General features: G+C 63.6%; 25 protein-coding genes. 15 read left to right on the forward strand and 10 right to left on the reverse strand.

Translation table 11 applies throughout. The features are described from left to right. The first annotated feature begins 100 nt into the window (after window positions 1-100). Window positions 101-697: an RNA 2',3'-cyclic phosphodiesterase gene (thpR, locus tag AC0L3D_RS13130; RefSeq protein WP_473644598.1), complete on the forward strand. Its 597-nt coding sequence runs from the start codon at window positions 101-103 to the stop codon at window positions 695-697. Here thpR and AC0L3D_RS13135 read toward each other — a convergent pair. Continuing rightward, a complete protein-coding gene (locus AC0L3D_RS13135) occupies window positions 601-1119 on the reverse strand; it encodes a low molecular weight protein-tyrosine-phosphatase (RefSeq protein WP_473644600.1) in 519 nt (172 codons plus the stop codon). The genes thpR and AC0L3D_RS13135 overlap by 97 nt on opposite strands. Window positions 1120-1171: 52 nt before the next feature. On the opposite strand from AC0L3D_RS13135, the gene AC0L3D_RS13140 reads away from it, so the two are divergent. The 5 genes from AC0L3D_RS13140 to AC0L3D_RS13160 all read left to right on the forward strand — a co-directional run bounded on the left by AC0L3D_RS13140 (window position 1172) and on the right by AC0L3D_RS13160 (window position 4600). After that, window positions 1172-1492 (forward strand): 4a-hydroxytetrahydrobiopterin dehydratase, encoded by a 321-nt coding sequence (locus AC0L3D_RS13140; protein ID WP_027153690.1) that lies wholly within the window; start codon window positions 1172-1174, stop codon window positions 1490-1492. Window positions 1493-1608: 116 nt separating this feature from the next. Continuing rightward, window positions 1609-1971 (forward strand): YkvA family protein, encoded by a 363-nt coding sequence (locus AC0L3D_RS13145; protein WP_023803329.1) that lies wholly within the window; start codon window positions 1609-1611, stop codon window positions 1969-1971. A gap of 234 nt (window positions 1972-2205) precedes the next feature. Next, a complete protein-coding gene (locus AC0L3D_RS13150) occupies window positions 2206-2709 on the forward strand; it encodes an invasion associated locus B family protein (protein WP_091592451.1) in 504 nt (167 codons plus the stop codon). 179 nt (window positions 2710-2888) lie between these two features. After that, window positions 2889-4124, forward strand: a complete 1236-nt coding sequence (gene rlmN / locus AC0L3D_RS13155; protein WP_473644602.1) for a dual-specificity RNA methyltransferase RlmN — start codon at window positions 2889-2891, stop codon at window positions 4122-4124. Next, window positions 4121-4600 (forward strand): hypothetical protein, encoded by a 480-nt coding sequence (locus tag AC0L3D_RS13160; RefSeq protein WP_473644604.1) that lies wholly within the window; start codon window positions 4121-4123, stop codon window positions 4598-4600. Before rlmN ends, AC0L3D_RS13160 begins: the two co-directional genes overlap by 4 nt. On the opposite strand, the gene AC0L3D_RS13165 is transcribed toward AC0L3D_RS13160, so the two are convergent. Beyond that, complete coding sequence (locus AC0L3D_RS13165) at window positions 4572-5213, reverse strand: LysE family translocator (RefSeq protein ID WP_287173053.1); 642 nt, start codon at window positions 5211-5213, stop codon at window positions 4572-4574. The two genes, AC0L3D_RS13160 and AC0L3D_RS13165, sit on opposite strands and share 29 nt — an antisense overlap. 182 nt (window positions 5214-5395) lie before the next feature. On the opposite strand from AC0L3D_RS13165, the gene AC0L3D_RS13170 reads away from it, so the two are divergent. The 4 genes from AC0L3D_RS13170 to leuB all read left to right on the forward strand — a co-directional run bounded on the left by AC0L3D_RS13170 (window position 5396) and on the right by leuB (window position 8941). Then, on the forward strand, window positions 5396-6619 hold the full coding sequence (locus tag AC0L3D_RS13170; protein WP_287307724.1) for an argininosuccinate synthase: 1224 nt from the start codon (window positions 5396-5398) through the stop codon (window positions 6617-6619). A 151-nt stretch (window positions 6620-6770) separates the two neighbouring features. Beyond that, window positions 6771-7079: a hypothetical protein gene (locus AC0L3D_RS13175; RefSeq protein WP_473609742.1), complete on the forward strand. Its 309-nt coding sequence runs from the start codon at window positions 6771-6773 to the stop codon at window positions 7077-7079. Between the two features lie 150 nt (window positions 7080-7229). Next, complete coding sequence (locus AC0L3D_RS13180; protein ID WP_287173054.1) at window positions 7230-7607, forward strand: RidA family protein; 378 nt, start codon at window positions 7230-7232, stop codon at window positions 7605-7607. A 230-nt stretch (window positions 7608-7837) separates the two neighbouring features. Next, window positions 7838-8941, forward strand: a complete 1104-nt coding sequence (gene leuB, locus AC0L3D_RS13185; protein WP_473629472.1) for a 3-isopropylmalate dehydrogenase — start codon at window positions 7838-7840, stop codon at window positions 8939-8941. A 60-nt stretch (window positions 8942-9001) separates the two neighbouring features. On the opposite strand, the gene AC0L3D_RS13190 is transcribed toward leuB, so the two are convergent. Together AC0L3D_RS13190 and AC0L3D_RS13195 are read right to left on the reverse strand one after the other, a co-directional pair. Beyond that, window positions 9002-9676, reverse strand: a complete 675-nt coding sequence (locus AC0L3D_RS13190; RefSeq protein WP_287173057.1) for a DUF805 domain-containing protein — start codon at window positions 9674-9676, stop codon at window positions 9002-9004. A gap of 377 nt (window positions 9677-10053) precedes the next feature. Continuing rightward, on the reverse strand, window positions 10054-11910 hold the full coding sequence (locus tag AC0L3D_RS13195) for a DEAD/DEAH box helicase (RefSeq protein WP_473644605.1): 1857 nt from the start codon (window positions 11908-11910) through the stop codon (window positions 10054-10056). Window positions 11911-12109: 199 nt separating this feature from the next. On the opposite strand from AC0L3D_RS13195, the gene AC0L3D_RS13200 reads away from it, so the two are divergent. From AC0L3D_RS13200 to AC0L3D_RS13220, 5 genes are all read left to right on the forward strand, one after another. Further along, the gene (locus tag AC0L3D_RS13200) at window positions 12110-12259 is read left to right on the forward strand and encodes a hypothetical protein (RefSeq protein ID WP_236378928.1); all 150 of its coding nucleotides are present in this window, start codon (window positions 12110-12112) and stop codon (window positions 12257-12259) included. Window positions 12260-12365: 106 nt separating this feature from the next. After that, entirely contained in the window at window positions 12366-13400 is a 1035-nt protein-coding gene (locus AC0L3D_RS13205) for an aspartate-semialdehyde dehydrogenase (RefSeq protein WP_473644607.1), read from the forward strand. Window positions 13401-13801: 401 nt separating this feature from the next. Next, the gene (locus AC0L3D_RS13210; RefSeq protein WP_473644609.1) at window positions 13802-14707 is read left to right on the forward strand and encodes a bestrophin family protein; all 906 of its coding nucleotides are present in this window, start codon (window positions 13802-13804) and stop codon (window positions 14705-14707) included. A 124-nt stretch (window positions 14708-14831) separates the two neighbouring features. Continuing rightward, complete coding sequence (locus tag AC0L3D_RS13215) at window positions 14832-15242, forward strand: DoxX family protein (protein WP_091592141.1); 411 nt, start codon at window positions 14832-14834, stop codon at window positions 15240-15242. A gap of 145 nt (window positions 15243-15387) precedes the next feature. After that, a complete protein-coding gene (locus AC0L3D_RS13220; RefSeq protein ID WP_287173062.1) occupies window positions 15388-15651 on the forward strand; it encodes a YMGG-like glycine zipper-containing protein in 264 nt (87 codons plus the stop codon). Between the two features lie 76 nt (window positions 15652-15727). Here the strand turns inward: AC0L3D_RS13220 and rpsP are convergent, their stop codons facing one another. The 6 genes from rpsP to AC0L3D_RS13250 all read right to left on the reverse strand — a co-directional run bounded on the left by rpsP (window position 15728) and on the right by AC0L3D_RS13250 (window position 21431). Further along, a complete protein-coding gene (gene rpsP, locus AC0L3D_RS13225) occupies window positions 15728-16129 on the reverse strand; it encodes a 30S ribosomal protein S16 (RefSeq protein ID WP_027153676.1) in 402 nt (133 codons plus the stop codon). Window positions 16130-16172: 43 nt separating this feature from the next. Further along, the gene (locus AC0L3D_RS13230; RefSeq protein WP_023803766.1) at window positions 16173-16499 is read right to left on the reverse strand and encodes a chorismate mutase; all 327 of its coding nucleotides are present in this window, start codon (window positions 16497-16499) and stop codon (window positions 16173-16175) included. A 7-nt stretch (window positions 16500-16506) separates the two neighbouring features. Then, window positions 16507-18135, reverse strand: coding sequence for a signal recognition particle protein (gene ffh, locus AC0L3D_RS13235; RefSeq protein ID WP_287173065.1), 1629 nt, complete (start codon window positions 18133-18135; stop codon window positions 16507-16509). Window positions 18136-18459: 324 nt separating this feature from the next. Continuing rightward, window positions 18460-19422: a lysostaphin resistance A-like protein gene (locus tag AC0L3D_RS13240; RefSeq protein ID WP_473644611.1), complete on the reverse strand. Its 963-nt coding sequence runs from the start codon at window positions 19420-19422 to the stop codon at window positions 18460-18462. A 251-nt stretch (window positions 19423-19673) separates the two neighbouring features. Beyond that, window positions 19674-20273, reverse strand: coding sequence for a DUF1236 domain-containing protein (locus tag AC0L3D_RS13245; protein ID WP_023803769.1), 600 nt, complete (start codon window positions 20271-20273; stop codon window positions 19674-19676). Window positions 20274-20336: 63 nt separating this feature from the next. Continuing rightward, window positions 20337-21431, reverse strand: coding sequence for a zinc-binding metallopeptidase family protein (locus tag AC0L3D_RS13250; protein WP_023803770.1), 1095 nt, complete (start codon window positions 21429-21431; stop codon window positions 20337-20339). Window positions 21432-21507: the final 76 nt, after the last annotated feature.

Consider the following 21507-nt stretch of genomic DNA (forward strand, 5'->3'; position numbering starts at 1 on the left):
ATTTGATTTTAGGCCAGGTGCAACCAACAAACCGCTTGCCCCGCTCGATTTTCGATGATTCGCTAGGGGCAAAGTTCGATTCGAGGACAGGAGGCTTGCCATGCCGCGTCTTTTCACCGCCCTCGAAATACCGCGTGGTGCCGCCCTTTCGCTGTCCCTGCTCCGGGGCGGCCTGCCCGGGGCCCGTTGGATCGACGTCGAGAACTACCATATGACGCTGCGCTTCATTGGCGATGTCGAGGGCCATGTCGCCGACGAGATCGCCAACGCGCTCGACCGTGTCCACCGCCCATCCTTCGCGCTGACACTGTCCGGCGTCGGCGCCTTCGGCCAGAAAAAACCGCACGCGGTGTGGGCCGGCGTCTCCTTCTCGCCCGATCTTGCGGCGCTGCAAGCCGAGATCGAGCGCATCTGCCAGCGCCTCGGCATCCCCGCCGACCCGCGCAAATTCATGCCGCATGTGACGCTGGCCAGGTTGCGCAATTCGAGCCCGCTCGACGTCGCCCAGTATCTCTCGGCGCGCGGCAATTTTTCGACGCTGCCCTTCCGTGTCGGCCGCTTCGTCCTGATGTCGTCGCGCGATTCGGTCGGCGGCGGACCCTACATCGTCGAGGAGGCCTGGCCGCTGTCGGGCGCCGACAGCCGTGCCTCGAGCCGCGTCGCCAGCGCCTCCGACGCTTCGCGGATCATGCGGTAGACCGAGGCAAACGCCTCCGGCCCCTGATGATAGGGGTCCGGCACGTCGACCACCTTTCCCTCGGCGAACTCGAGGAACAGATGGACACGGTCGCGCATGGCGGCAGGCACCAGCGCTTTAAGATCCCGGAGATTCGATCGGTCCATGGCGAGAATGAGGTCGAAACGCGAAAAATCGTCCGGCGCCAGCTTGCGCGCCGTTTGTCCGGAAATATCGACGCCGTGCCGCTTGGCGATCGAGATCGAGCGCGGGTCGGGTGCCGAACCGGCTTCCCAGTCGCTGGTCCCGGCCGAATCGAGCAGGATATCCCGGTCGAGGCCGCGCTCTGCCAGGACGGCGCGCAACACGCCCTCCGCCAGTGGCGAGCGGCAGATATTGCCGAGACAGACAAAGAGAATGGATTTTATCGGCTTGGCGCTCATCGATCCGGCACTATGCTGAAGACTGCAAATCCAGATAGCACGGGAAGCGACCATGGCGAGAGAGAAACTGGGCAGGGAGGCGGTCGCCGAGGCGCTGGCCGGGCTCGACGGCTGGTCGCTGGCCGAGGATGGCGGCTCGATCGCGCGCAGCTTCACCTTCAGCGATTTTTCCGAAGCCTTCGCCTTCATGACCCGCGTCGCCCTGGCGGCGGAGAAGATCGACCATCACCCCGACTGGTCGAACGTCTACAACACGGTGAACGTGACGCTGAACACCCATGATGCCGGCGGCCTGACCGCGCTCGACTTCGAACTGGCCAGGACGATGGACCGCTATTTCGGTCAGGTCGTTGGAGATCTGTCGACGCCGTAGCCCCGATTTTCAGGCCGGGGAGCGGCCGAGCTCTTGTAGTGGGCTGGAGCTTTCACCACATTTTCCGCTGGCAGGCGCGCGTGGAACGCCATGCGCAGCCTCGTTAGGAGAGACTGATGGCGCAAAAATCAGGTTTTGATTTCTTCGGCTTTGGCGGCAAGCCGGGCGACGAGAGCGAAGTGCGCGAGAAATTCTGGCGCACGGCCAAGCGGGCTGCCCGGCAGATCCCGTTCATGGAGGAACTGGTCGCCGCCTATTACTGCGCCATGGACAAGAACACGCCGCTGCGCGCCAAGGGCATCCTGGTGGCGGCGCTCGGCTATTTCGTGCTGCCGGCTGACGTCATCCCCGACTTCGTCCTCGGCCTGGGCTTTACCGACGACATCGCCGTGCTGACCGCCGCGATCACCACCGTCAAAGCCCACATCACATCAGCGCATCGGCTCGCCGCCAAACAGGCGATTGCCGACAACGGCTGAGCCGGCGATAAGGCAGAAAAGTCAAACTCTTGCCGCTTTCGTGGCATCCAAGTCGCGAAAGGGACGTTGCAACTGCCGCTTTCGAGCGACGGGCGCAAGGATGGCGGCGGTTTCCTGGGGTGGATGTCCTTTTCCTGAGGGAACTTCACCGTTTGGTAACCCAGATTAAATCAAAATGAAGCGACGGGCAGGACGCCGAGCCGGCCTGCCTCCGCACCATATATGGGAAAAGCGATGCGCGGATTGATTGCTACAATTTCGAGCCTGGCACTGGTGGCCATGACAGCGCCGGCTCTGGCGCAGTCGGCGACCAAGATCGGCCAGCACAATGCCTGGGGCACCTACAGTTACCAGGCGTCGGGCGGCAAGGTTTGCTATGTGTTGACCGTGCCGACCGACAAGCAGCCGCCGACGCTTGACCATGGCGACATGTTCTTCTTCGTCAGCCAGCGGCCTGGACAGCAAGTGTCCTACGAGCCGCAATTCATCGCCGGCTACAATTTCCAGGAAAACTCCAAGGCCACCGTCACCATCGACGGCAAGAGCTTTTCGATGTTCACCCGCGGCAAGTCGGCCTGGGTCGAAAACGCCGCCGAGGAGCCGGTGCTGATCGCCGCGATGAAAACCGGCAGCGACATGAAGGTGCAGGCGAAGTCCGGCCGCGGCAACACCACCACCTATGTCTTTTCGCTGAAAGGCATTTCGGCGGCGCTGTCGTCCATCGCCAGGTGCAAATAGCCAAAGCCGGGTTTGAATGAGCGGCCGGGCCGGGCCGGGCGCGGCTCTCCCTTCCCCTCTTGTGGGAAGAAGGTAAAGATCGCCCCTGCATGACTCCGCCGTCAAGCTGTGCTATGCGCCGCGCTTCATTTCGGGCACGATGCTGTAATCGGCCGTAAATCGCTTATATTGGCGCAACAATGACCCTTTCATTCGACCTTGCCACTGAGGGCGCCCGTGATGCGTTGCGCGCGCGCGCCACGCCGGCGGAAAAACCGTCGCTGATCGGCCTGACCCGGGCCGAGCTTGGCGCTGCGCTCGTTGCATCAGGCATCGTGCCGGAGCGCCAGGCCAGGATGCGCGCCCAGCAGCTCTGGCACTGGATGTATGTGCGCGGCGTCTCCGACTTTGCCGGTATGTTCAACATCTCCAAGGATCTGCGCGCCGAGCTCGACAAGCATTTTACCGTCGCCAGGCCCGAGATCGTCGAGGAGCAGATTTCCTCCGACGGCACGCGCAAATGGCTGTTTCGCTTTCCGCCGCGCGGCGCCGGCCGGCCGGTCGAGATCGAGACCGTCTACATTCCCGAAGAAGGCCGCGGCACGCTCTGCATCTCCTCACAGGTCGGTTGCACGCTGACCTGCTCCTTTTGCCACACCGGCACGCAGAAGCTGGTGCGCAACCTGACCGCGGAGGAAATCCTCGCCCAGCTTCTGACCGCCCGCGACCGGCTCGGCGATTTCCCCGACCGCGACACGCCCGATGGCGCCGTCGTTCCGGCCGAGGGCCGGAAAGTGTCCAACATCGTCATGATGGGCATGGGCGAGCCGCTCTACAATTTCGAGGCGGTGAAGAAGGCGCTGCTGATCGCGTCCGACGGCGACGGGCTTTCCCTGTCGAAGAGACGCATCACGCTGTCGACTTCCGGCGTCGTGCCGGAGATCTTCCGCACCGGCGAGGAGATCGGTGTCATGCTGGCGATCTCGCTGCACGCCACCAATGACGATCTGCGCGACCTTTTGGTGCCGATCAACAAGAAATATCCGCTGAAAGAGCTGATCGCCGCCTGCCGCGCCTATCCCGGCCTGTCGAACGCCCGCCGCATCACCTTCGAATATGTGATGCTGAAGGACGTCAACGATTCGATCGAGGACGCCAAGGGGCTGATCAAGCTGCTCAAGGGCATTCCGGCCAAGATCAATCTGATCCCGTTCAACCCGTGGCCGGGCACCAACTACCAGTGCTCGGACTGGGAGACGATCGAGAAATTCGCCGACTACATCAACAATGCCGGCTATGCCTCGCCGATCCGCACGCCGCGCGGCCGCGATATCCTAGCCGCCTGCGGCCAGCTCAAGTCGGAGTCCGAGCGCATGCGCAAGGTCGATCGGCTCGCGCTGGAAGCAATGATGATCGCGGGGCACGGCGAGGCGTGACCCGCCTTGTCGCCTACTTCATCCGCTTCGCCATCATCCTGATCGGTTATGGCGTTGCCGCGCTGGCGGCCAGCGCTTTCCTCAACGCCATGTTCCTGGCGTCGCTGGGCTATACGCCGGAGCATGTGCAGCCGGCGGCGACGGCCTCGCTGTTTTTTTCAATCCCCTTCGTTGCGCTGTTCGTCGCCTATTTCGCCTTTATGCCGGCAGCGGTGGCGATTCTCGTTTCGGAAATCCTCGGACGGCGCGACTGGCTGTTCTATGCGCTGGCGGGCGCGGTGGTCGCGGCGGTCTTCCTCGGCTTCGCCCACCAGACCGCCGACGCCAACTTCGAGATCACCGACCCGCGCGTCGTCGCTGCCGTGATCGGCAGCGGCATGGTCGGCGGCATTTTCTACTGGCTGAGCGCCGGGCGCTCGGCCGGAAGCTGGCGCCAAGCCGGAAGGTCTACTTCGCCTGGGCGGTCAGGATCTTGAGCGCAAAGGCCGAAAACACCCCGGCGAACAGATAGTCGACGGCGCGCGTCACCCGCGGGCTTGCTTTCATCGCGGCCGAGAATTTTTCTGCCGCAAAGACCATCGGCGCTGTTACCGGGATCGACAAAACGACGAACATCGCGCCGAGGAAGAACAGTTTTCCGGGCGCGTTCGGATCATGGGCCGAGACGAACTGCGGCAGGAAGGTCATGAAGAACAATATGATCTTCGGGTTGAGCAGATTGACGCCGAGCCCTGCCGCCCACGCACGGAACAGTGAAATCTCCGGCCCGCTCTTCTTCTCGGGTGAAAAGGCCGATCCCTTGGTGATCGCTTGCCAGGCCAGGAAGACGAGATAGGCAGCGCCGAGAATCTTCAGGACAAAAAAGGCCGCTGGCGAGGCGACGATCAACGCCGAGATGCCGACCACCACAAGCGTGGTGTGGATCAGCGTGCCGAACAGCGCGCCGGCCATCGAGGCAAAGCCGGTGGCGCGGCCATGGCTCAGCGTGCGCGACACGAACAGCGTCATGTCGGGGCCCGGCGTGATCGCCAGGATCACGGTGGCGATGGCGAACTGGATCAGCGTGGTGGTGTCGGGAATGAAGGACATCTGCGGGCCCCTGGATAAAGAAAGCGCAGCCTATAGCGCAAGCGTCTTCTCCGCACCAGCGACTGGCCGGCACAAGGGCTGATCCAGTATGCCAGCAGCGACCGAGGGACCGTTCGTCTCTTGCGCAGCCCGGAAAGGCCGTGATACCTCGCCCGCAAAGAACCCTGTCGCGGAACAGCCAAATGTCGAAAGCAAAAGCCGTCAAGAAGGTCGTGCTCGCCTATTCCGGCGGCCTCGACACCTCCATCATCCTGAAATGGCTGCAAACCGAGCTTGGCGCCGAGGTGGTCACCTTCACCGCCGATCTCGGCCAGGGCGGCGAGCTGGAGCCGGCGCGGCGCAAGGCCGAGATGATGGGCATCAAGGATATCCGCATCGTCGACGTGCGCGAGGAGTTCGTCTCCGACTTCGTCTTCCCGATGTTCCGCGCCAACGCCGTCTATGAAGGCACCTATTTGCTCGGCACCTCGATCGCCCGGCCGCTGATCTCCAAGCACCTGGTCGAGATCGCAAAAGAAACCGGCGCCGATGCGATTGCGCATGGCGCCACCGGCAAGGGCAACGATCAGGTCCGTTTCGAGCTTTCGGCCTATGCGCTCAATCCCGACATCAAGGTCATCGCGCCATGGCGCGACTGGTCGTTCAAGTCGCGCACCGACCTGATCAACTTCGCCGAGCAGCACCAGATCCCGGTGCCGAAGGACAAGAAGGGCGACGCGCCGTTTTCGGTCGACGCCAATCTTCTGCATTCGTCCTCCGAAGGCAAAGTGCTGGAAGACCCGTGGAGCGAGCCGCCGGAATTCGTCCACCAGCGCACCATCTCACCGATGGACGCGCCGGACAAGGTCACCGAGATCGAAATCGAATTCCTGAAGGGCGATCCGATCGCGCTCGACGGCAAAAAACTGTCGCCGGCGACGATGCTGGCGGCGCTCAACGATCTCGGCCGCGACAACGGCATCGGCCGGCTCGACCTGGTCGAGAACCGTTTCGTCGGCATGAAATCGCGCGGCGTCTACGAGACCCCCGGCGGCACCATCCTGATATCAGCCCACCGGGCGATCGAATCGATCACGCTCGATCGTGGCGCCGCCCACCTCAAGGACGAGTTCATGCCGCGCTACGCCGAGCTGATCTACAACGGCTTCTGGTTCGCGCCCGAGCGCCTGATGCTGCAGGCGATGATCGACAAGAGCCAGGAAGATGTCGAAGGCACGGTGCGGCTGAAACTCTACAAGGGCAACGTCATCGTCACCGGCCGCAAGTCGAAGAAGACGCTCTATTCCGACGCGCTGGTCACCTTCGAGGACGACCGCGGCGCCTACGACCAGAAGGACGCCGAAGGTTTTATCCGCCTCAACGCGCTGAGGCTGAGGACGCTGGCGGCGCGCAGTCGAAAGAGCTAATCAGAATAGGACATGTAGAACCCGGTGAAAGCCGGGTTCCTTATTTGTATCCCCTAATATACCGACATCAAAAGACTAGACCAGACGCTTTCTCGCTTGACCTCTCGGCGATCTTGTCCAACTGCTTTCGCAATGGGCAGGGGAATTTGCTATGAGATTGGGGTTTTTGATTTTGCCGGCGATGGTCGGCGCGCTGGCAGGTTGCCAGACTGGGCAGGACACCGCGAAGAAGAATCCCGAGGCTGGGTACAACCGCTGCATCGCCGCTGTCGCTGTATGGAGCATTACGCTCAAACATGAGACCTCCGCCTTCATGGGTGTGTCCCAGGAACGCATGCCAAGCCTCTTCTGTCAGCGCCTGCGCGATGCGGTGCTCAGTGGCCGAATTACCGCGTCCGACATCAACAGCCTCCAGCTCAATCAACCGACCGAGATTTGGAAGGTCATTAAGGGGAAGTGACGGGTCAGGCGCTGGCTACGCGCATTGCGCTCGATGTCTCTACCGTCGTTTCACATCAAAGGTTTTTTGCCCCGTCGATCCGCCCTGCCTGGCCTATGGCGGGAAGGCACTTCTTCGGCTCAACCTTCCTAAGGAAAATGCGAGGGAACCATGCGAAAACTGATCTCCACCGGCTCGCCCTTCGAGAAGGCCGCCGGTTATTCACGCGCCGTGGTACAGGGCGACTGGTGTTTCGTTTCCGGAACGACCGGCTACGACTATGCGACCATGACAATGCCGGAGACGGTCGAGGCGCAGACGCGCAATTGCCTGGCGACGATTGCCAAGGCGTTGCAGGACGGCGGTTTTGAGATTGCCGATGTGGTGCGGGCGCATTACTACATCACCGACGCGGCTTTCGTCGACATCGTCTTTCCGCTCCTGGGCGAGGTGTTTGGCGACATCAGGCCGGCGGCAACGATGATCGTCTGTCAGCTCAACAAGCCGGAAATGAAGATCGAGATCGAAGTGACGGCACTCAAGCGCTGAGTTCGACGGCGGTGCAGGAGCTTGCGCGACCTTGTCGAGGCGCGTTCATCGACAAACATGCTCTGAACCAAACGCTTGCGCGTGAGCCTCTTGGCGTTTAGCAAGGCCGCGGCTCACGACAGCGCCGCGCATCCTTTAGACGCGCAAAGGACGCTGTAGAATTTTGTTTCTGCGCATGATGCTTTGCGAAATCGATTCCGATTTCATGCGCCACAATTAGGACGGTCCGGATGGCTTCGAAAAATCTTCTTCTGCTCGCTGGCGACGGCATCGGCCCCGAGGCGATGGCCGAAGTGAAGAAGCTGATCGCCGCCATGAACGTCAAGCTCGACAGCGGTTTTGTCACCGATGAGGGGCTGGTCGGCGGCTGCGCCTATGACGCGCATGGCGCGGCGATTTCCGATGCCGACATGGCCAAGGCGATGGCCGCCGACGCGGTGCTGTTCGGCGCCGTCGGTGGGCCGAAATGGGATGCGGTGCCGTATGAGGTGCGCCCGGAAGCCGGACTGCTGCGGCTGCGCAAGGACATGGAGCTGTTCGCCAATCTCAGGCCGGCCATCTGCTATCCGGCGCTGGCGGCATCCTCCTCGCTCAAGCAGGAGGTGGTCGAAGGGCTCGACATTCTGATCGTTCGCGAGCTCACCGGCGGCGTCTATTTCGGCGAGCCGAAGCAGATCATCGATCTCGGCAACGGCCAGAAGCGCGGCATCGACACCCAGGTCTACGACACGTTCGAGATCGAGCGCATCTCGGGCGTTGCCTTCGAATTGGCGCGCACGCGCAAGAACCACGTCACCTCGATGGAAAAGCGCAATGTGATGAAATCCGGCGTGCTGTGGAACGAGGTCGTCACGCAGACGCACAAGGCCAGATATGGCGACGTCAAGCTCGACCACATGCTGGCCGATGCCGGCGGCATGCAGCTGGTGCGCTGGCCGAAACAATTCGACGTCATCGTCACCGACAATCTGTTCGGCGATATGCTGTCCGACATCGCCGCCATGCTCACCGGCTCGATCGGCATGCTGCCCTCGGCGTCGCTCGGCGCGCCGGATGCCAAGACTAAAAAGCGCAAGGCGCTCTACGAGCCGGTGCACGGTTCGGCGCCCGACATCGCGGGCAAGGGCATCGCCAACCCGATCGCCATGATCGCCTCCTTCGCCGTGTCCATGCGCTATTCCTTCGGCATGGTGGCTGAGGCCGATCGCCTGGAAAGCGCCATCGCCGCCGTGCTCGACCAGGGCTTGCGCACTAGGGATATTCTTTCCCCTGGCATGACCGAGGTCGGCACCGCTGAGATGGGCGACGCGATCATCGCCAGGTTCCTGGGCTAAGCCTGCTGGCGATCGACGTCCGCCTGGCTTCCAGCCCCTCAAAATCGCTGTGTCGACCAGCTAGGCCCTGACCCCCGCCGGCACCGGGCCCCACTGATTTTCACGGGCCTGCGTCGGGATCAGCGCGAAGACCAGGATGATCAGCCAGCCGATGGTCGGGATGAGCACCGCCAGAAAAAGCCAGCCGGTCAGGCCGATGTCGTGCAGGCGACGCACGTTCAGTCCGATCCAAGGCGGGATTGTCGCCAGCACAAACGCGCCGCAAAGACCGACCGTCACTGCCGGCAAATCGTCAAGATGGCCCATGACGTCGTCGATGAAGAGGCCGACGCCGACGACCAAGATCAGCGCGATCGTCCAGAACAGGCAATAGCCCCAATATTCCTTGCGGCGGGCACGGCCGGAGAAATTGAAGTAATTTTCAGTCAGGCCCCGCCGGAAGTAGCTCCAAAGGTCGGTGGCGGGAGCATTGTCAGCGAAACGGCCGAACTGTTGCGGCGCCCCGGGCGCATTGCCGGTTTGAGCGGTTGCGGCAGGCGGACTGGCAGCCTGGGCACGGATCGAAAAAACCTCGCGTGCCCGTCCGCCGGCCGGCTGGAACTCGATGGCTGTGCCCCTGCCTATCGTCGCCTCACGGCGCAGATCCTCGCGCGAAAACGTGTAGCGGTTGCCGTCGGCTCCGGTGATGAAGCCAAAACCCTGGTCCTCGTCATAGTGAAGCACTTCGCCGCGCATGTCCTGCCCCTCGTCCCGCTGGCCAGACTGTTCAAAGTTGCGGCAGACCGCAAGGGGTGCGTGCGCGGGAGCATCGCTCCAGACAAAAGATAGGGCGCCACTCGTGTTGGAGACGACCAATCGTCGAAGTCTGCGCCGCCCCTCATCGCCCTGCCGGGCACTCCCCGTATAGTGACGGGGAGAAGGACGCTGTCATCGCCGGTTTCGCCAATCGCGGGCATCGCGGAAAGAACGCCGAGGCTGCGGCCAGCGGGCTTCTCCCCGTTACGGGGAGAAGGTGCCGGCAGGCGGATGAGGGGCGGCGCAGACCTGAATCGATTGCCTTGGCGAGGGCCAGCCCTTGCAGGCCATGATAAGCCAACGATGCCAGCAAATCGCTAAGCCGGCCGCTTCTTCGCTTTCTTGCTCTTGGCGGGTCCGGCCTTGTCGAATTTCGGCTTGCCTGCCTTCCCGGCCCAGGGTTTTGCCTCGAATGCGGCGGGGCGCTGATCGGCTGACGGTGCGCGCTTCTCGAATTTGGGCGCGTTCTGGTCGAACGTCCGCTTGCCGCGGTGCGGCTTCTTGTCCGGCCGTGGCTCCTGATAGCCGGCCCGCGACAGGTCGGGCGTGCCGTCCAGCCGCTTCACCGCGATGTTGTTCTGCAGCTTGCGGTCCGGGCCGATCGCCTGGAGGAACCGATCGGCCCAATCCGCCGCGATCTGCACGAAAGTTTCCTCCGGCTGCATCTTGATGGCGCCGATCTCGCGCTTGGAGATGCCGCCGGTCCGGCACAGCATCGGGATCAGCCAGCGCGGCTCGGCATTCTGCCTGCGTCCCACCGACAGCGAGAACCAGACGCTGTCGCCGAAATCGTCGCGGCGGCTTGGCGCCTCGTCGCGACGGGCAAATCTGTCGCCAGAGGGCCTGTCGCCCGATGGCGTGAACGGAGCGACGTCTAGGAGATCCTCGGGCGCCGAGCGGCTGGAGCGGCACAGACGCACGAAGGCGGCGGCCACCTGATCGGGGCCGTGCTGCTCAAGAAGCGCATTGATGAAGCCGCGTTCATCATCCGTCACAGGCTCGCTGAAAACCGGGTCGGCGAGGATGCGCTCGTCGTCGCGGCGCAGGACGTCGTCGGCCGAAGGCGGGCTTGCCCAGGTCGCCGCAAGGCCAGCGCTTTGCAGCAGCCGTTCGGTGCGCCTGCGGGCATTGTTGGGCACGATCAGCGCGCTGACACCCTTGCGTCCCGCCCGTCCCGTCCGCCCGCTTCGGTGCAGAAGCGTCTCCGGATTGGTCGGCAGGTCGGCGTGGATCACCAGTTCGAGGTTGGGCAGGTCGATGCCGCGCGCCGCCACGTCGGTGGCGATGCAGACTTTGGCACGGCCGTCGCGCATCGCCTGCAGCGCGTGGCTGCGCTCGTTCTGGCTCAGCTCGCCCGAAAGCGCCACGACGGAAAAGTTTCGGTTGTTGAAGCGCGCGGTCAGGTGATTGACGGCAGCGCGCGTGTTGCAGAACACCAGTGCGTTCTTCGCCTCGTAATAGCGCAGCACGTTGATGATGGCATTTTCCCGGTCGGCCTGGGCTACGCTCAGCGCCCGGTATTCGATGTCGAGATGCTGCTTTTCCTCGCCGGCGGCCGAGATGCGCACCGCATCGCGCTGGTAGCCCTTGGCCAGCGTGGCGATGGAGCGCGGCACGGTGGCCGAAAACATCAAGGTGCGGCGCTCGGCCGGCGCGGCGTCGAGGATGAATTCCAGATCCTCGCGAAAGCCGAGATCGAGCATCTCGTCGGCCTCGTCGAGCACCACTGCCTTCAGCTCGGACATGTCGAGCGAATTGCGGGTGATGTGGTCGCGCAGCCGGCCGGGCGTGCCGACAACGATATGGGCGCCACGCTCCAGCGTGCGGCGCTCGGTGCGCATGTCCATGCCGCCGACGCAGGACGCTATCGCTGCGCCGGTCAGTTCGTAGAGCCATTCGAGCTCGCGCGTCACCTGCAAAGCGAGCTCCCGCGTCGGTGCCACGGCCAGCGCCAGCGGTGCGGCGGGATGGGAAAAGCGCTCGGCGCCGTCGAGAAGGGTCGGCGCCAGAGCCAGCCCGAAGGCGACGGTCTTGCCGGAGCCGGTCTGGGCGGAAACCAGCGCATCGGCCTGCCCGAGCTCGAGTACCGCCTTCTGCACCGGCGTCAGCTCGACATAGCCGCGTTTTTCCAGCGCCTTTGCCAGCGCGGGGACAAGTGCTTCGAAATTGGACATTTCACTCTTTCGGAATTCGGATTCTTTTATGCCCGGCAATGGGTCATCCGTCGGCGAGCGCCAGGAGCGCCACGAGCCAAACGATCCAATCGTTCGTACTTCGCGCCGCCGCCATTGTACAGGGCAAGCCGCCTGGCTGCGTCGCGATTGACTCTTTACGCAAACCGCGTAAAAGCCGGCACCGAATGGGGTAGTTTCGATGCGCGGCCTTTTGATGGCGCTTCTTGCCTTCGACTTCCCGGGCCGCAATGCGAACCATTGGGCCGGGCGTTTCGGCGCGTCTGCTCGTTCCAGCAAAACCACGTTCTTGGCCAAAAAAACCGGTAAAACGACCACTAAAACGGTCTGATTCCCTTGGCCTAACCACCCTCTCCCGGGTCCGGCCCGGGGGTTGAAACCCGCATCGGCCGGCGGGTTTTCTCCAAAAAACCGAGCGGAGAGGACAGGAGATTTCGATGAGTTTCAAGGTTGCAATCGTCGGCGCCACGGGCAATGTGGGTCGGGAAATGCTCAACATACTGGAAGAGCGCGGCTTTCCGGTGAGCGAGGTGGTGGCGCTGGCCTCGCGGCGCAGCCAGGGCACGGAAGTGTCGTTCGGCGATCGCACGCTGAAGGTCAGGGCGCTCGACCAATATGATTTTTCCGATACCGACATCTGCATCATGTCGGCCGGCGGCAACGTTTCGAAGGAATGGTCGCCGAAGATCGGCAAGCAGGGCTGCGTCGTCATCGATAATTCGTCGGCCTTCCGCTATGACCAGGACGTGCCGCTGATCGTGCCGGAAGTGAACCCGGACGCGATTTCGCTGTTCACGCGCAAGAACATCATCGCCAACCCGAACTGCTCGACGGCGCAGCTGGTCGTGGCGCTGAAGCCGCTGCATGACCTCGCCACCATCAAGCGTGTCGTGGTCGCCACCTATCAATCGGTATCCGGCGCCGGCAAGGAAGGCATGGACGAACTGTTCACGCAGACCCGCGCGGTGTTCGTCGCCGACCAGGTCGACGTCAAGAAGTTCACCAAGCGCATCGCCTTCAACGTCATCCCGCACATCGACGTCTTCTTCGACGACGGCTTCACCAAGGAAGAGTGGAAGATGGTCGCCGAGACCAAGAAGATGCTCGACCCCAAGATCAAGCTGACGGCGACCTGCGTGCGCGTGCCGGTGTTCATCGGCCATTCGGAAGCGGTCAATATCGAGTTCGAAAAGCCGATCACCGCCGAGGAAGCACGTGAGATCCTGCGCGAAGCGCCGGGCTGCCAGGTTCTCGACAAGCGCGAGGACGGCGGCTACATCACGCCGCTGGACTCGGCCGGCGAGGACGCGACCTTCATCTCGCGCATCCGCGAGGATTCGACCGTCGACAACGGCCTGTCGATGTGGATCGTCTCCGACAATCTTCGCAAGGGCGCGGCACTCAACGCAGTGCAGATCGCCGAATTGCTGATCGAGCGCGGGCTGATCCAACCGAAGAAGAAGGCGGCGTAGTTTTCGCTCACGGGCCGTATCGCCGCTGCCGCGGCGGGCCCCCCGCGGGGGCGCCGGACGACCGGCGGCCCGCAGTCGCGGGCTCGGCCTTCGGCCGGTTAGCTCCCTTCTCCCCGTTCACGGGGTGAGAAGTGGTCCGCGAAGCGGACGGAAAGCCAATTGCTTGGCTTTCCGAACGACGAACGCCCGTAGCGATAGCGAAGGGCCGGGATGCCGGCAGGCGGATGAGGGGCGGCACCGGCGCCTCAGTTAGGTCGCGTCGGGCCGGCATCACCTGGCCCTGCTCTGCCCTCAAACCGGCAAGACGACATCGCCATGTCGCTGGCGGCTGGGCTTGTGCGTGTATTGCGTCGCACAATGGAACCGACCAGGATCATTGCCGGTCCGTGAAAGGGGTTTCGATGATCGTTCGCCCGCACCCGGGATTTTTGCATCTGTTCTTCATCATGCGCGGCTCGGTGGTGCCGCGCATCCTGCCGCAGATCTTTGGCTTCGGCATTTATGGCGCACTGGTGGTGCTGGCGGTCAGGGCCCTGCAGCTTGACCTCGGCAATGCCGGGCCCGCGCCGCTCGCCTTGCTCGGTGTGGCGCTGTCGATCTATCTCGGCTTCCGTAACAATGCCGCCTATGACCGCTGGTGGGAGGCGCGCAAGCTGTGGGGCCAGCTTGTGTTCGACATTCGCAATCTGGCGCGCGCCAGCACCGGGTTGATCGAGGATCGGGTCGAACTGCGCGGGCTGCTGATGGAGGCGATCGCCTTCTGTCACTTCCTGCGCGGCCTGCTTCGGCGGGTCGATGCCACGACCGAAGCACGCGCGTTCATCGATGAAGCGGCCGAAAGTGCTGCCAAGCTGGCCAACCCGCCGGACGCCATGCTGCGGCGGATGGGCGAGCGAGCCGCCGCGTTGTACAGGGCCGGCGCAATCGATGTCATGGGCTACCGCATTCTCGACGAGCGCCTGTCGCAAATCGCCGCAGCGCAGGCCGGCTGCGAGCGCATCATGGGAACACCGCTTCCGTTTGCCTACACGCTGCTGTTGCAGCGCACCGCCTATATCTTCTGCCTGCTGCTTCCGTTTGGGCTGGCCTCGACTGCCGGTTGGGCGACGCCGCTGTTCACGGCGCTGATCGCTTACACCTTTTTCGGCCTCGACGCGCTTTCGGAGGAACTCGAGGACCCGTTCGGCACCGAGGCCAACGATCTCGCCCTCGACGGTCTGTGCCGCGTCTGTGAAATCTCGGTGTTCGAGGCGCTCGGCGAAGCGCCGCCAAAAATGATCTCCGCCAAAAAATACTATTTTTCCTAGGGTTTGTTCCCGCGCTCACCGAAGCACCGTGCGCTGGAAAAATCATAAGCGTGTCGGATCGCCGCCTCACGCCGCGTCCTTGGTTCGACCCTCGCCAAGAGGGCTCGAAACAACCGGAGGACCAATGACTATGTCTCAAACAGCATCCGTCACGCCGAGCGCGCTGTGGACCGGCCGCGGGCTCAGCGCCCTCATCGTGCTGTTCATGACCTTCGACGGCGTCATCAAGCTGCCGCCGCTCGATGTCGTCACCCAGACCATGGTGCAACTCGGCTGGCCGGCCGATCCCGATGTCTCGCGCATGCTCGGCATCGTCGGGCTGGTCTCGACCGCGCTCTATGCGGTGCCGCGCACCTCGGTGCTCGGCGCCGTCCTGCTCACCGCCTATCTCGGCGGCGCCATCGCGACCCACGCGCGTCTTGGCAGCCCGCTGTTCTCGCACACATTGTTCGGCGTCTATCTCGGCCTCATTCTGTGGGGCGGCCTTTTCCTGCGCAATCCCGGGGTGCGCTCGCTGATCCCGTTCAGCCGGTAGCGGCGACATCAAAAGCCGTTCGATGGCGGTCGCGCCGCCAGAGAGGGCGCCGCCACCCTTCTTCCTTGTCCGTGGATCAAATCGCCCGGTTGCGAGTTAGACCATGTGGGGCGAGGACGGAAAACCCCATTTGGGAGGAGCGACGATGAAGAAATTGGTGGTCATGATCATATTGGCAACCACGCTCGCAGCCTGTTCCCGGACAGAACAGGGCGCCGCGGTCGGTGGCCTGGGAGGCGCTGCTGTCGGCGCTGCCGTTGCAAATGACCCGGTGGAGGGAGCTGTTGTTGGTGGTGCTGTCGGCGCCGTCGCCGGCGCACTGATCGGTCGTGCGACCGAACCCGGCCGGTGCCGCTATCGCGATCGCTATGGACGCGTCTACATCGCCCGCTGCCCGGCAGGCTATTGATCGGGCCGCGTCATAGCTCCGACGAAATGAAACGGCGGGCAAAGCGCCCGCCGTTCCGTAAGCGATAAAAAGCGGATTATTCGGCGGTCGCGGCTTCCGCCTCGGCCGGCGCGGCTGCCGCAGCGGCAACAGCGGCGGCTGCATCGTCCTGCGCCTTCTTCAGAAGTGCGGCGCGTTCCTGCGCCTTCTTGCCGGGCTCGGCCTTCTTGGGATTGGAGCGGGCCTCGCGCTTGGCGATGCCGGCCTCGTCGAGGAAGCGCAGCACGCGGTCGGTCGGCTGAGCGCCGTGCGAGAGCCAATGCTTGACGCGGTCGGCGTCGACCTTGACCCGCTCGCCGTCCTTGGGCAGCAGCGGGTTCCACGAGCCGAGCGACTCGATGAAACGGCCGTCGCGCGGCGAACGGGCGTCGGCGACGACGACGTGGTAATAGGGACGCTTTTTCGAGCCCGCACGGGCCAGTCGGATTTTCAATGGCATTTCTTTTCTCCTAAAACGCTGATTTCGGGTTTACGGCTGGTCCTCAGCCGGTTTTCGTTCCGCCGTTGGATGCGGCGATATGCTCGTGATGGCGGATCACTTCGCGGACGACGAAGTTCAGGAATTTCTCCGCGAAATCCGGGTCGAGATGGGCGTCCTTCGCCAGTTGGCGAAGGCGGGCGATCTGCTGCTGCTCGCGCGCCGGATCGGCCGGCGGCAGGCCATGCGATGCCTTCAGTTCGCCGACCGCCTTGGTGCAGCGGAAACGCTCGGCCAGCATGTGGATGAGCGCTGCGTCGATGTTGTCGATCGAGGCGCGGTAGTCGACCAGCGCCGCGCGTGCGTCGGCCATGTCCTTCTCTTCGTTCATCGCGCCCTCACTTCTTCTTGCCAGGGGCGTTCTTGCCGAGCATTGGCAGACCGCCGCCGGATCCTGGCAAACCAGGAAGCTTCATGCCGCCGGGCAGCCCAGGCAGACCACCGCCACCTGGGAGGCCACCGGGAAGACCCTTCATGCCGCCGAGACCGGCTGCCTGTGCTTGCTTCTGCAAGGCTTCGAGCTGCTTGGGGTCCATCTTGGACAGGTCCGGCATGCCGCCGCCCATCGTGCCGCCCAGGCCACCCATGCCCCCTGGCATCATGCCGCCGAGTCCCATCTTCTGGGCCAGACCGCCCATCATGCCACGCATCAGGCCACCGCCTTTGCCCTTGCCGCCCATCGCTTTCATCATGTCGGCCATGCCGCGGTGCATCTTCAGGAGCTTGTTGATCTCGGCCGCATCGGTGCCGGAGCCTGCGGCGATGCGCTTCTTGCGCGAGTGCTTCAGAATATCGGGGTTGGCGCGCTCGGCCTTGGTCATGGACGAGATGATGGCGAGCTGGCGGCCGAACATCTTGTCGTCGAGACCGGCGGCAGCCATCTGATCCTTCATCTTGCCCATGCCCGGCATCATGCCCATGATGCCGCCCATGCCGCCCATCTTCGACATCTGCTGAAGCTGGCCGGCAAGATCGTTCAGGTCGAACTTGCCCGACTGCATCTTCTTGGCCATCGCCGCCGCCTGCTCGGCGTCGATGTTTTCGGCAGCCTTTTCGACGAGGCTGATGATGTCGCCCATGCCGAGAATGCGGTCGGCGATGCGCTTGGGATGGAATTCCTCCAGCCCGTCCATTTTCTCGCCGGTGCCGATCAGCTTGATCGGCTTGCCGGTGACGGCGCGCATGGAAAGTGCCGCACCACCACGGCCGTCGCCATCCATACGGGTCAGCGCCAGGCCGGTGATGCCGACGCGCTCATCGAAGCTTTTTGCCAGATTGACGGCATCTTGGCCGGTCAGCGAATCGGCGACCAAAAGGATTTCGTGCGGCGACGAGACCTTCTTGATGTCGGCCATCTCGACCATCAGCGGCTCGTCTATATGGGTGCGGCCGGCGGTGTCGAGGATGACGACGTCATGGCCGCCGAGCTTTGCCGCCTGCACGGCGCGGCGGGCGATGTCGACCGGCGTCTGGCCCTCGACGATCGGCAGCGTGGCGACCTTGACCTGCTCGCCGAGCTGACGGAGCTGCTCCTGCGCGGCGGGACGCCGCGTGTCGAGCGAGGCCATCAGGACCTTCTTGTTCTGACGCTCGGTAAGACGCTTGGCGATCTTGGCCGATGTCGTGGTCTTGCCGGAACCCTGCAGGCCGACCATCATGATGACGACCGGAGCCGGTGCATTGAGGTCGATGGCGACCCCCTCGGCGCCCAGCATCCCGACCAGCTCGTCGTGGACGATCTTGACGACCATCTGCCCGGGCTTGATCGACTTCAGCACGGCGGCGCCGACGGCCTTCTCGCGCACCTTGTCGGTGAAGGAACGCACCACTTCCAGCGCAACGTCGGCCTCAAGCAGCGCACGGCGCACCTCGCGCAGCGCCGCCGAGACATCGGCCTCGGACAGGGCGCCGCGGCCGGTGAGGCCGTTCAGGATCGAACCAAGACGTTCCTGTAGCGATTCAAACATTCTTCTTCCTTTTCCCTGGCACCCGGATGATGCCCGAGAGGTAATGCGTTCGCGCCCAGTATCCAACTCAAGCTGTCCAGGCAAAAGCCCAAAGCCAAAAAGCACCCGGGGGCGCACAGCGCTGCCGGATGTTGGCCTCCAGGATCGATTTACAGCACGTCGCCTCAAACAGGCTTCGGCGTCCCGGTCGGCTTGCTCGGAGGGATACTCGTCGCGGAATTCGCGGGCTGTAGACAGGAAATCGGCCGCGGAGTCAAGGTGCGGGGCCGAATACGCTGAACCGGGCCGATTCGGTTTATGGCAGCACCACCAGCGTGATGCGCATCAGCTTGGGCCGCCGGGGTGCGAAAAATCCGGCTCGACCTTCAGCGGCGAGCGCGGGTGCAGCAGCAGCAGAACGGTCAACAGGCTGCAGACGATGCCGATCGCCGCGATGAGGACGGCATCAAGCGTCGTCCAGCCGGGGCCTTCGAGCGGCTTGGCGTTGAACAGGGCGAAGGAATTGTAGCTTTGCTGGTGCGAAATCAGCAGGAAGCCGGTCAGATTGTTGCCGAGGTGGGCGCCGAAGGCCGCGCCGAGATTGCCCGTGGCATAGACCACAAGCGTCAGGAGCAGCGCAAAAGCGGCGATCGAGGCGAGCACGCAGGCGTTGATGGCGGTCGTCGAGCCTGGGTTCCAATGCATCGCGGTGAACAGAAGTCCTGGCAGCAGCGCCCAGATGAAGGGGTTTTGAAAGCGGTTGGCCAGGCCCCTGAGGAGATAGCCGCGAAACAGCACCTCTTCGGACGAGGTCTGCAGCAGGGTCAGCGCGGCGATCGGGATCAGGAACAGCAGCCAGGACGACAGGGCGATCGCACCGCGCGCAATGTCGGGCTGCAAGAGATAGAGCAGTATCTCGGAGAGCAGCGATGTGACCAGCACCGCGGCCAATCCCCTAAAAAATCCCGAGCGCGAAACGCGGCGGCTGGTGCCGATCAGCGCCATCAGGGGCTCGCGATGGACCCAGCGCATGGCAGCCCACAGGCCGAGCCAGATTCCGGCGAAGGAGGCGAGCGCGGCGAGGATCCCGGCGGGTGAGGCCATGAAATTCTGCATCGCCCCTCCTTCCATCGGGGCGCCGGACGATGCTTGCCAGACGACGAAGAAATAGGCGCCGCCGAACAGCATGGCGACGGTCGTCGCGACCCAGAACAGGACGACGATCGCCGTTCCGAGCAGGAGCCGCGGCAGGGTCGTCTTGGCGTTGGGAGTATGCCGATAGCGCTCGAAAGCGGCAGGGTCTATCACGCGGGCTCACAGGCTGGTGCTTCGGGTCGCATGATCTATTCGATCGGGTCGTGCCGCGCAATCGCTAGCCGCCAGCATTGCAAGGTCACTTCTCCCCGTCACGATACGGGGAGAAGTGCCCGGTCCACCCTCCGCAGCTGCTGCGGAGGACGGGCAGGACGATGAGGGGCGGCGCCAATCTCGACAATTGGTGGTCTCCAACGAGCATGGATTCCGTCATTTGTCTGAGGCGATTGCCCTGTTCGGCACCGTCAGCGCTCGACGTACATGATGCGTCGGGTGCCGGGGTCGACCAGTGCCGGCTGACCGTTCACATAGACATAGCGGTAGTCATAGTCCGGAATCTCGCGCAACTCGACGGTATCGGGCAAGGTCGCGCCGGTAACCACCTCGCCCTCGAGATAAACCGGGTCGACCCGGTTGGTCTCGATGTAGGTGCGGACTTCGGCCGGCGGCCGCCTGATCGGCTCGATCGGCTCGCCAGCGACGATCGCTCCGGTATAGATGTCGGGATCGTCGACATCGGCGGGGGCTTCGACGATGGTAATGTCTGCGTCGGCCGGGCGCCGGGTCAGGACGACCTCGTTGCCGCCGAAATCGGCCGTCACATAGTCGGAATAGATCCAGCCTTGGCCATTGGCCTCGGCTATGGTGCACCATTTGCTGTTTTGGATGCAGCCATCGAGCGTTGCCGACTGGCCGGCGGCGAGCACTCCGATCACCGGGTATTGCGGCCCTGGGCCAGCGCGAATGTTGAGATCGGCGACCGCCGAAACGGCGGTATCGGCCAAGGCTGTGCCGGACATGGCGACAAGCGCTCCGGCGACAGCAGGAAACAGTATGCGCTTCATGGTTTCGCTCCGTGTTGATGGTCCCTCGCGAACGAAAACGAAACAAGACCTCATGCGTTCCGGCTAAAACGCCTCGGCCGGCTCACGTTTTGTTCCGGTTTCTTTCACGACTCCGGTCAGGAGTTCATGGACGAAGGCCAGCTTCTGTGCCGTCAGCTCCGAGATGACGAAGGGATAGAGGTCCGGCAGGCCCATGCAGCGGTTGATCGAGTTGGACGCTTCCGACAGCACCAGCCAGCGGGCCAGGATCTTTTCGAACGGTTCGGGAACGGCGGCAGGTTCCGACGGCGCCGGCTGGAGCTCGCCGCCGGTGTCGCCCCGCGACAGGTCGTTGGCCTCCATGGTTTCCAGCCGGCCGAGCGGGAAATTCAGCGCATGCACCATCTCCAGCGTATCGGTGATGTGCAGATGGTGTGCCCATGTCTCGGCCCAGTCCTCCCAGGGATGGGACGTGGCATAGGCGGAAATGTGGTCCTGCTGCCAGTCGGGCGGCGCGCCATTGGCATGGTAGGCCTTCAGCGCCTGCTCGTAATCGGCGCGCTCGTCGCCGAACAAGGTGCGGAAGGCGGCAAGCCGTTGCGGGTCGTCGCGGATCAAGCGGTCCCAGTAATAGTGGCCGAGCTCATGGCGGAAATGGCCGAGCAAAGTGCGATAGTTCTCGCCCATCTCGACGCGCCGTCTTTCGCGCTCGGCCGAATCCGCCTCGGCGACATTGAGTGTGATCAGGCCGTTGTCATGGCCGGTCAGGATGCGCGCGCCACCCGGACCGCCGATCGGATCGGCGAGAAAGTCGAAGGCGAGGCCGGCCTCGTCGCCGGCGTTCCGCTTGGGCGCGACCGGCAGTCCGGCGGCGAGCAGCGAATAGATGGCCCGCTTCTTTGCCGCTTCGACGCGGATCCAGCGACGGCGGTTGCCATCGACCGAAAGGTCCGGGATCAGCTGGTTCAGCGCGCAGGCGCCGCAGAAGGCATGGCCAGGTTCCGCCATCCAGTTGCAGGCGCACTCGTCGGCATTGGTGCACTGGAAAACGCCGCCGGCGCCAGACAGCACGAAGCGCGCATGCCCGGGATCGTAGAGCACGGAGCTGGCGCAGTTCAGGCACTGGGCGTTCTCGAAATAGAGGCGGTGGCCGCAATGCGGGCAATCGAAGAGCTTCATCCCAATCTCGAATCACCAGGTCTCAAATTATGTGGCCCGGATATAGTGCGCAGCGGCATATCGCCCAAACGCCTGT

The organism is Mesorhizobium sp. WSM4837, from assembly GCF_055811435.1.

Coding starts and splice junctions, on each gene's coding strand:
- thpR (WP_473644598.1), top strand. CDS start 101: ATGCCGCGTCTTTTCACCGCCCTCGAAATACCGCGTGGTGCCGCCCTT.
- AC0L3D_RS13135 (WP_473644600.1), bottom strand. CDS start 1,119: ATGAGCGCCAAGCCGATAAAATCCATTCTCTTTGTCTGTCTCGGCAAT.
- AC0L3D_RS13140 (WP_027153690.1), top strand. CDS start 1,172: ATGGCGAGAGAGAAACTGGGCAGGGAGGCGGTCGCCGAGGCGCTGGCC.
- AC0L3D_RS13145 (WP_023803329.1), top strand. CDS start 1,609: ATGGCGCAAAAATCAGGTTTTGATTTCTTCGGCTTTGGCGGCAAGCCG.
- AC0L3D_RS13150 (WP_091592451.1), top strand. CDS start 2,206: ATGCGCGGATTGATTGCTACAATTTCGAGCCTGGCACTGGTGGCCATG.
- rlmN (WP_473644602.1), top strand. CDS start 2,889: ATGACCCTTTCATTCGACCTTGCCACTGAGGGCGCCCGTGATGCGTTG.
- AC0L3D_RS13165 (WP_287173053.1), bottom strand. CDS start 5,213: ATGTCCTTCATTCCCGACACCACCACGCTGATCCAGTTCGCCATCGCC.
- AC0L3D_RS13170 (WP_287307724.1), top strand. CDS start 5,396: ATGTCGAAAGCAAAAGCCGTCAAGAAGGTCGTGCTCGCCTATTCCGGC.
- AC0L3D_RS13175 (WP_473609742.1), top strand. CDS start 6,771: ATGAGATTGGGGTTTTTGATTTTGCCGGCGATGGTCGGCGCGCTGGCA.
- AC0L3D_RS13180 (WP_287173054.1), top strand. CDS start 7,230: ATGCGAAAACTGATCTCCACCGGCTCGCCCTTCGAGAAGGCCGCCGGT.
- leuB (WP_473629472.1), top strand. CDS start 7,838: ATGGCTTCGAAAAATCTTCTTCTGCTCGCTGGCGACGGCATCGGCCCC.
- AC0L3D_RS13190 (WP_287173057.1), bottom strand. CDS start 9,676: ATGCGCGGCGAAGTGCTTCACTATGACGAGGACCAGGGTTTTGGCTTC.
- AC0L3D_RS13195 (WP_473644605.1), bottom strand. CDS start 11,910: ATGTCCAATTTCGAAGCACTTGTCCCCGCGCTGGCAAAGGCGCTGGAA.
- AC0L3D_RS13200 (WP_236378928.1), top strand. CDS start 12,110: ATGCGCGGCCTTTTGATGGCGCTTCTTGCCTTCGACTTCCCGGGCCGC.
- AC0L3D_RS13205 (WP_473644607.1), top strand. CDS start 12,366: ATGAGTTTCAAGGTTGCAATCGTCGGCGCCACGGGCAATGTGGGTCGG.
- AC0L3D_RS13210 (WP_473644609.1), top strand. CDS start 13,802: ATGATCGTTCGCCCGCACCCGGGATTTTTGCATCTGTTCTTCATCATG.
- AC0L3D_RS13215 (WP_091592141.1), top strand. CDS start 14,832: ATGACTATGTCTCAAACAGCATCCGTCACGCCGAGCGCGCTGTGGACC.
- AC0L3D_RS13220 (WP_287173062.1), top strand. CDS start 15,388: ATGAAGAAATTGGTGGTCATGATCATATTGGCAACCACGCTCGCAGCC.
- rpsP (WP_027153676.1), bottom strand. CDS start 16,129: ATGCCATTGAAAATCCGACTGGCCCGTGCGGGCTCGAAAAAGCGTCCC.
- AC0L3D_RS13230 (WP_023803766.1), bottom strand. CDS start 16,499: ATGAACGAAGAGAAGGACATGGCCGACGCACGCGCGGCGCTGGTCGAC.
- ffh (WP_287173065.1), bottom strand. CDS start 18,135: ATGTTTGAATCGCTACAGGAACGTCTTGGTTCGATCCTGAACGGCCTC.
- AC0L3D_RS13245 (WP_023803769.1), bottom strand. CDS start 20,273: ATGAAGCGCATACTGTTTCCTGCTGTCGCCGGAGCGCTTGTCGCCATG.
- AC0L3D_RS13250 (WP_023803770.1), bottom strand. CDS start 21,431: ATGAAGCTCTTCGATTGCCCGCATTGCGGCCACCGCCTCTATTTCGAG.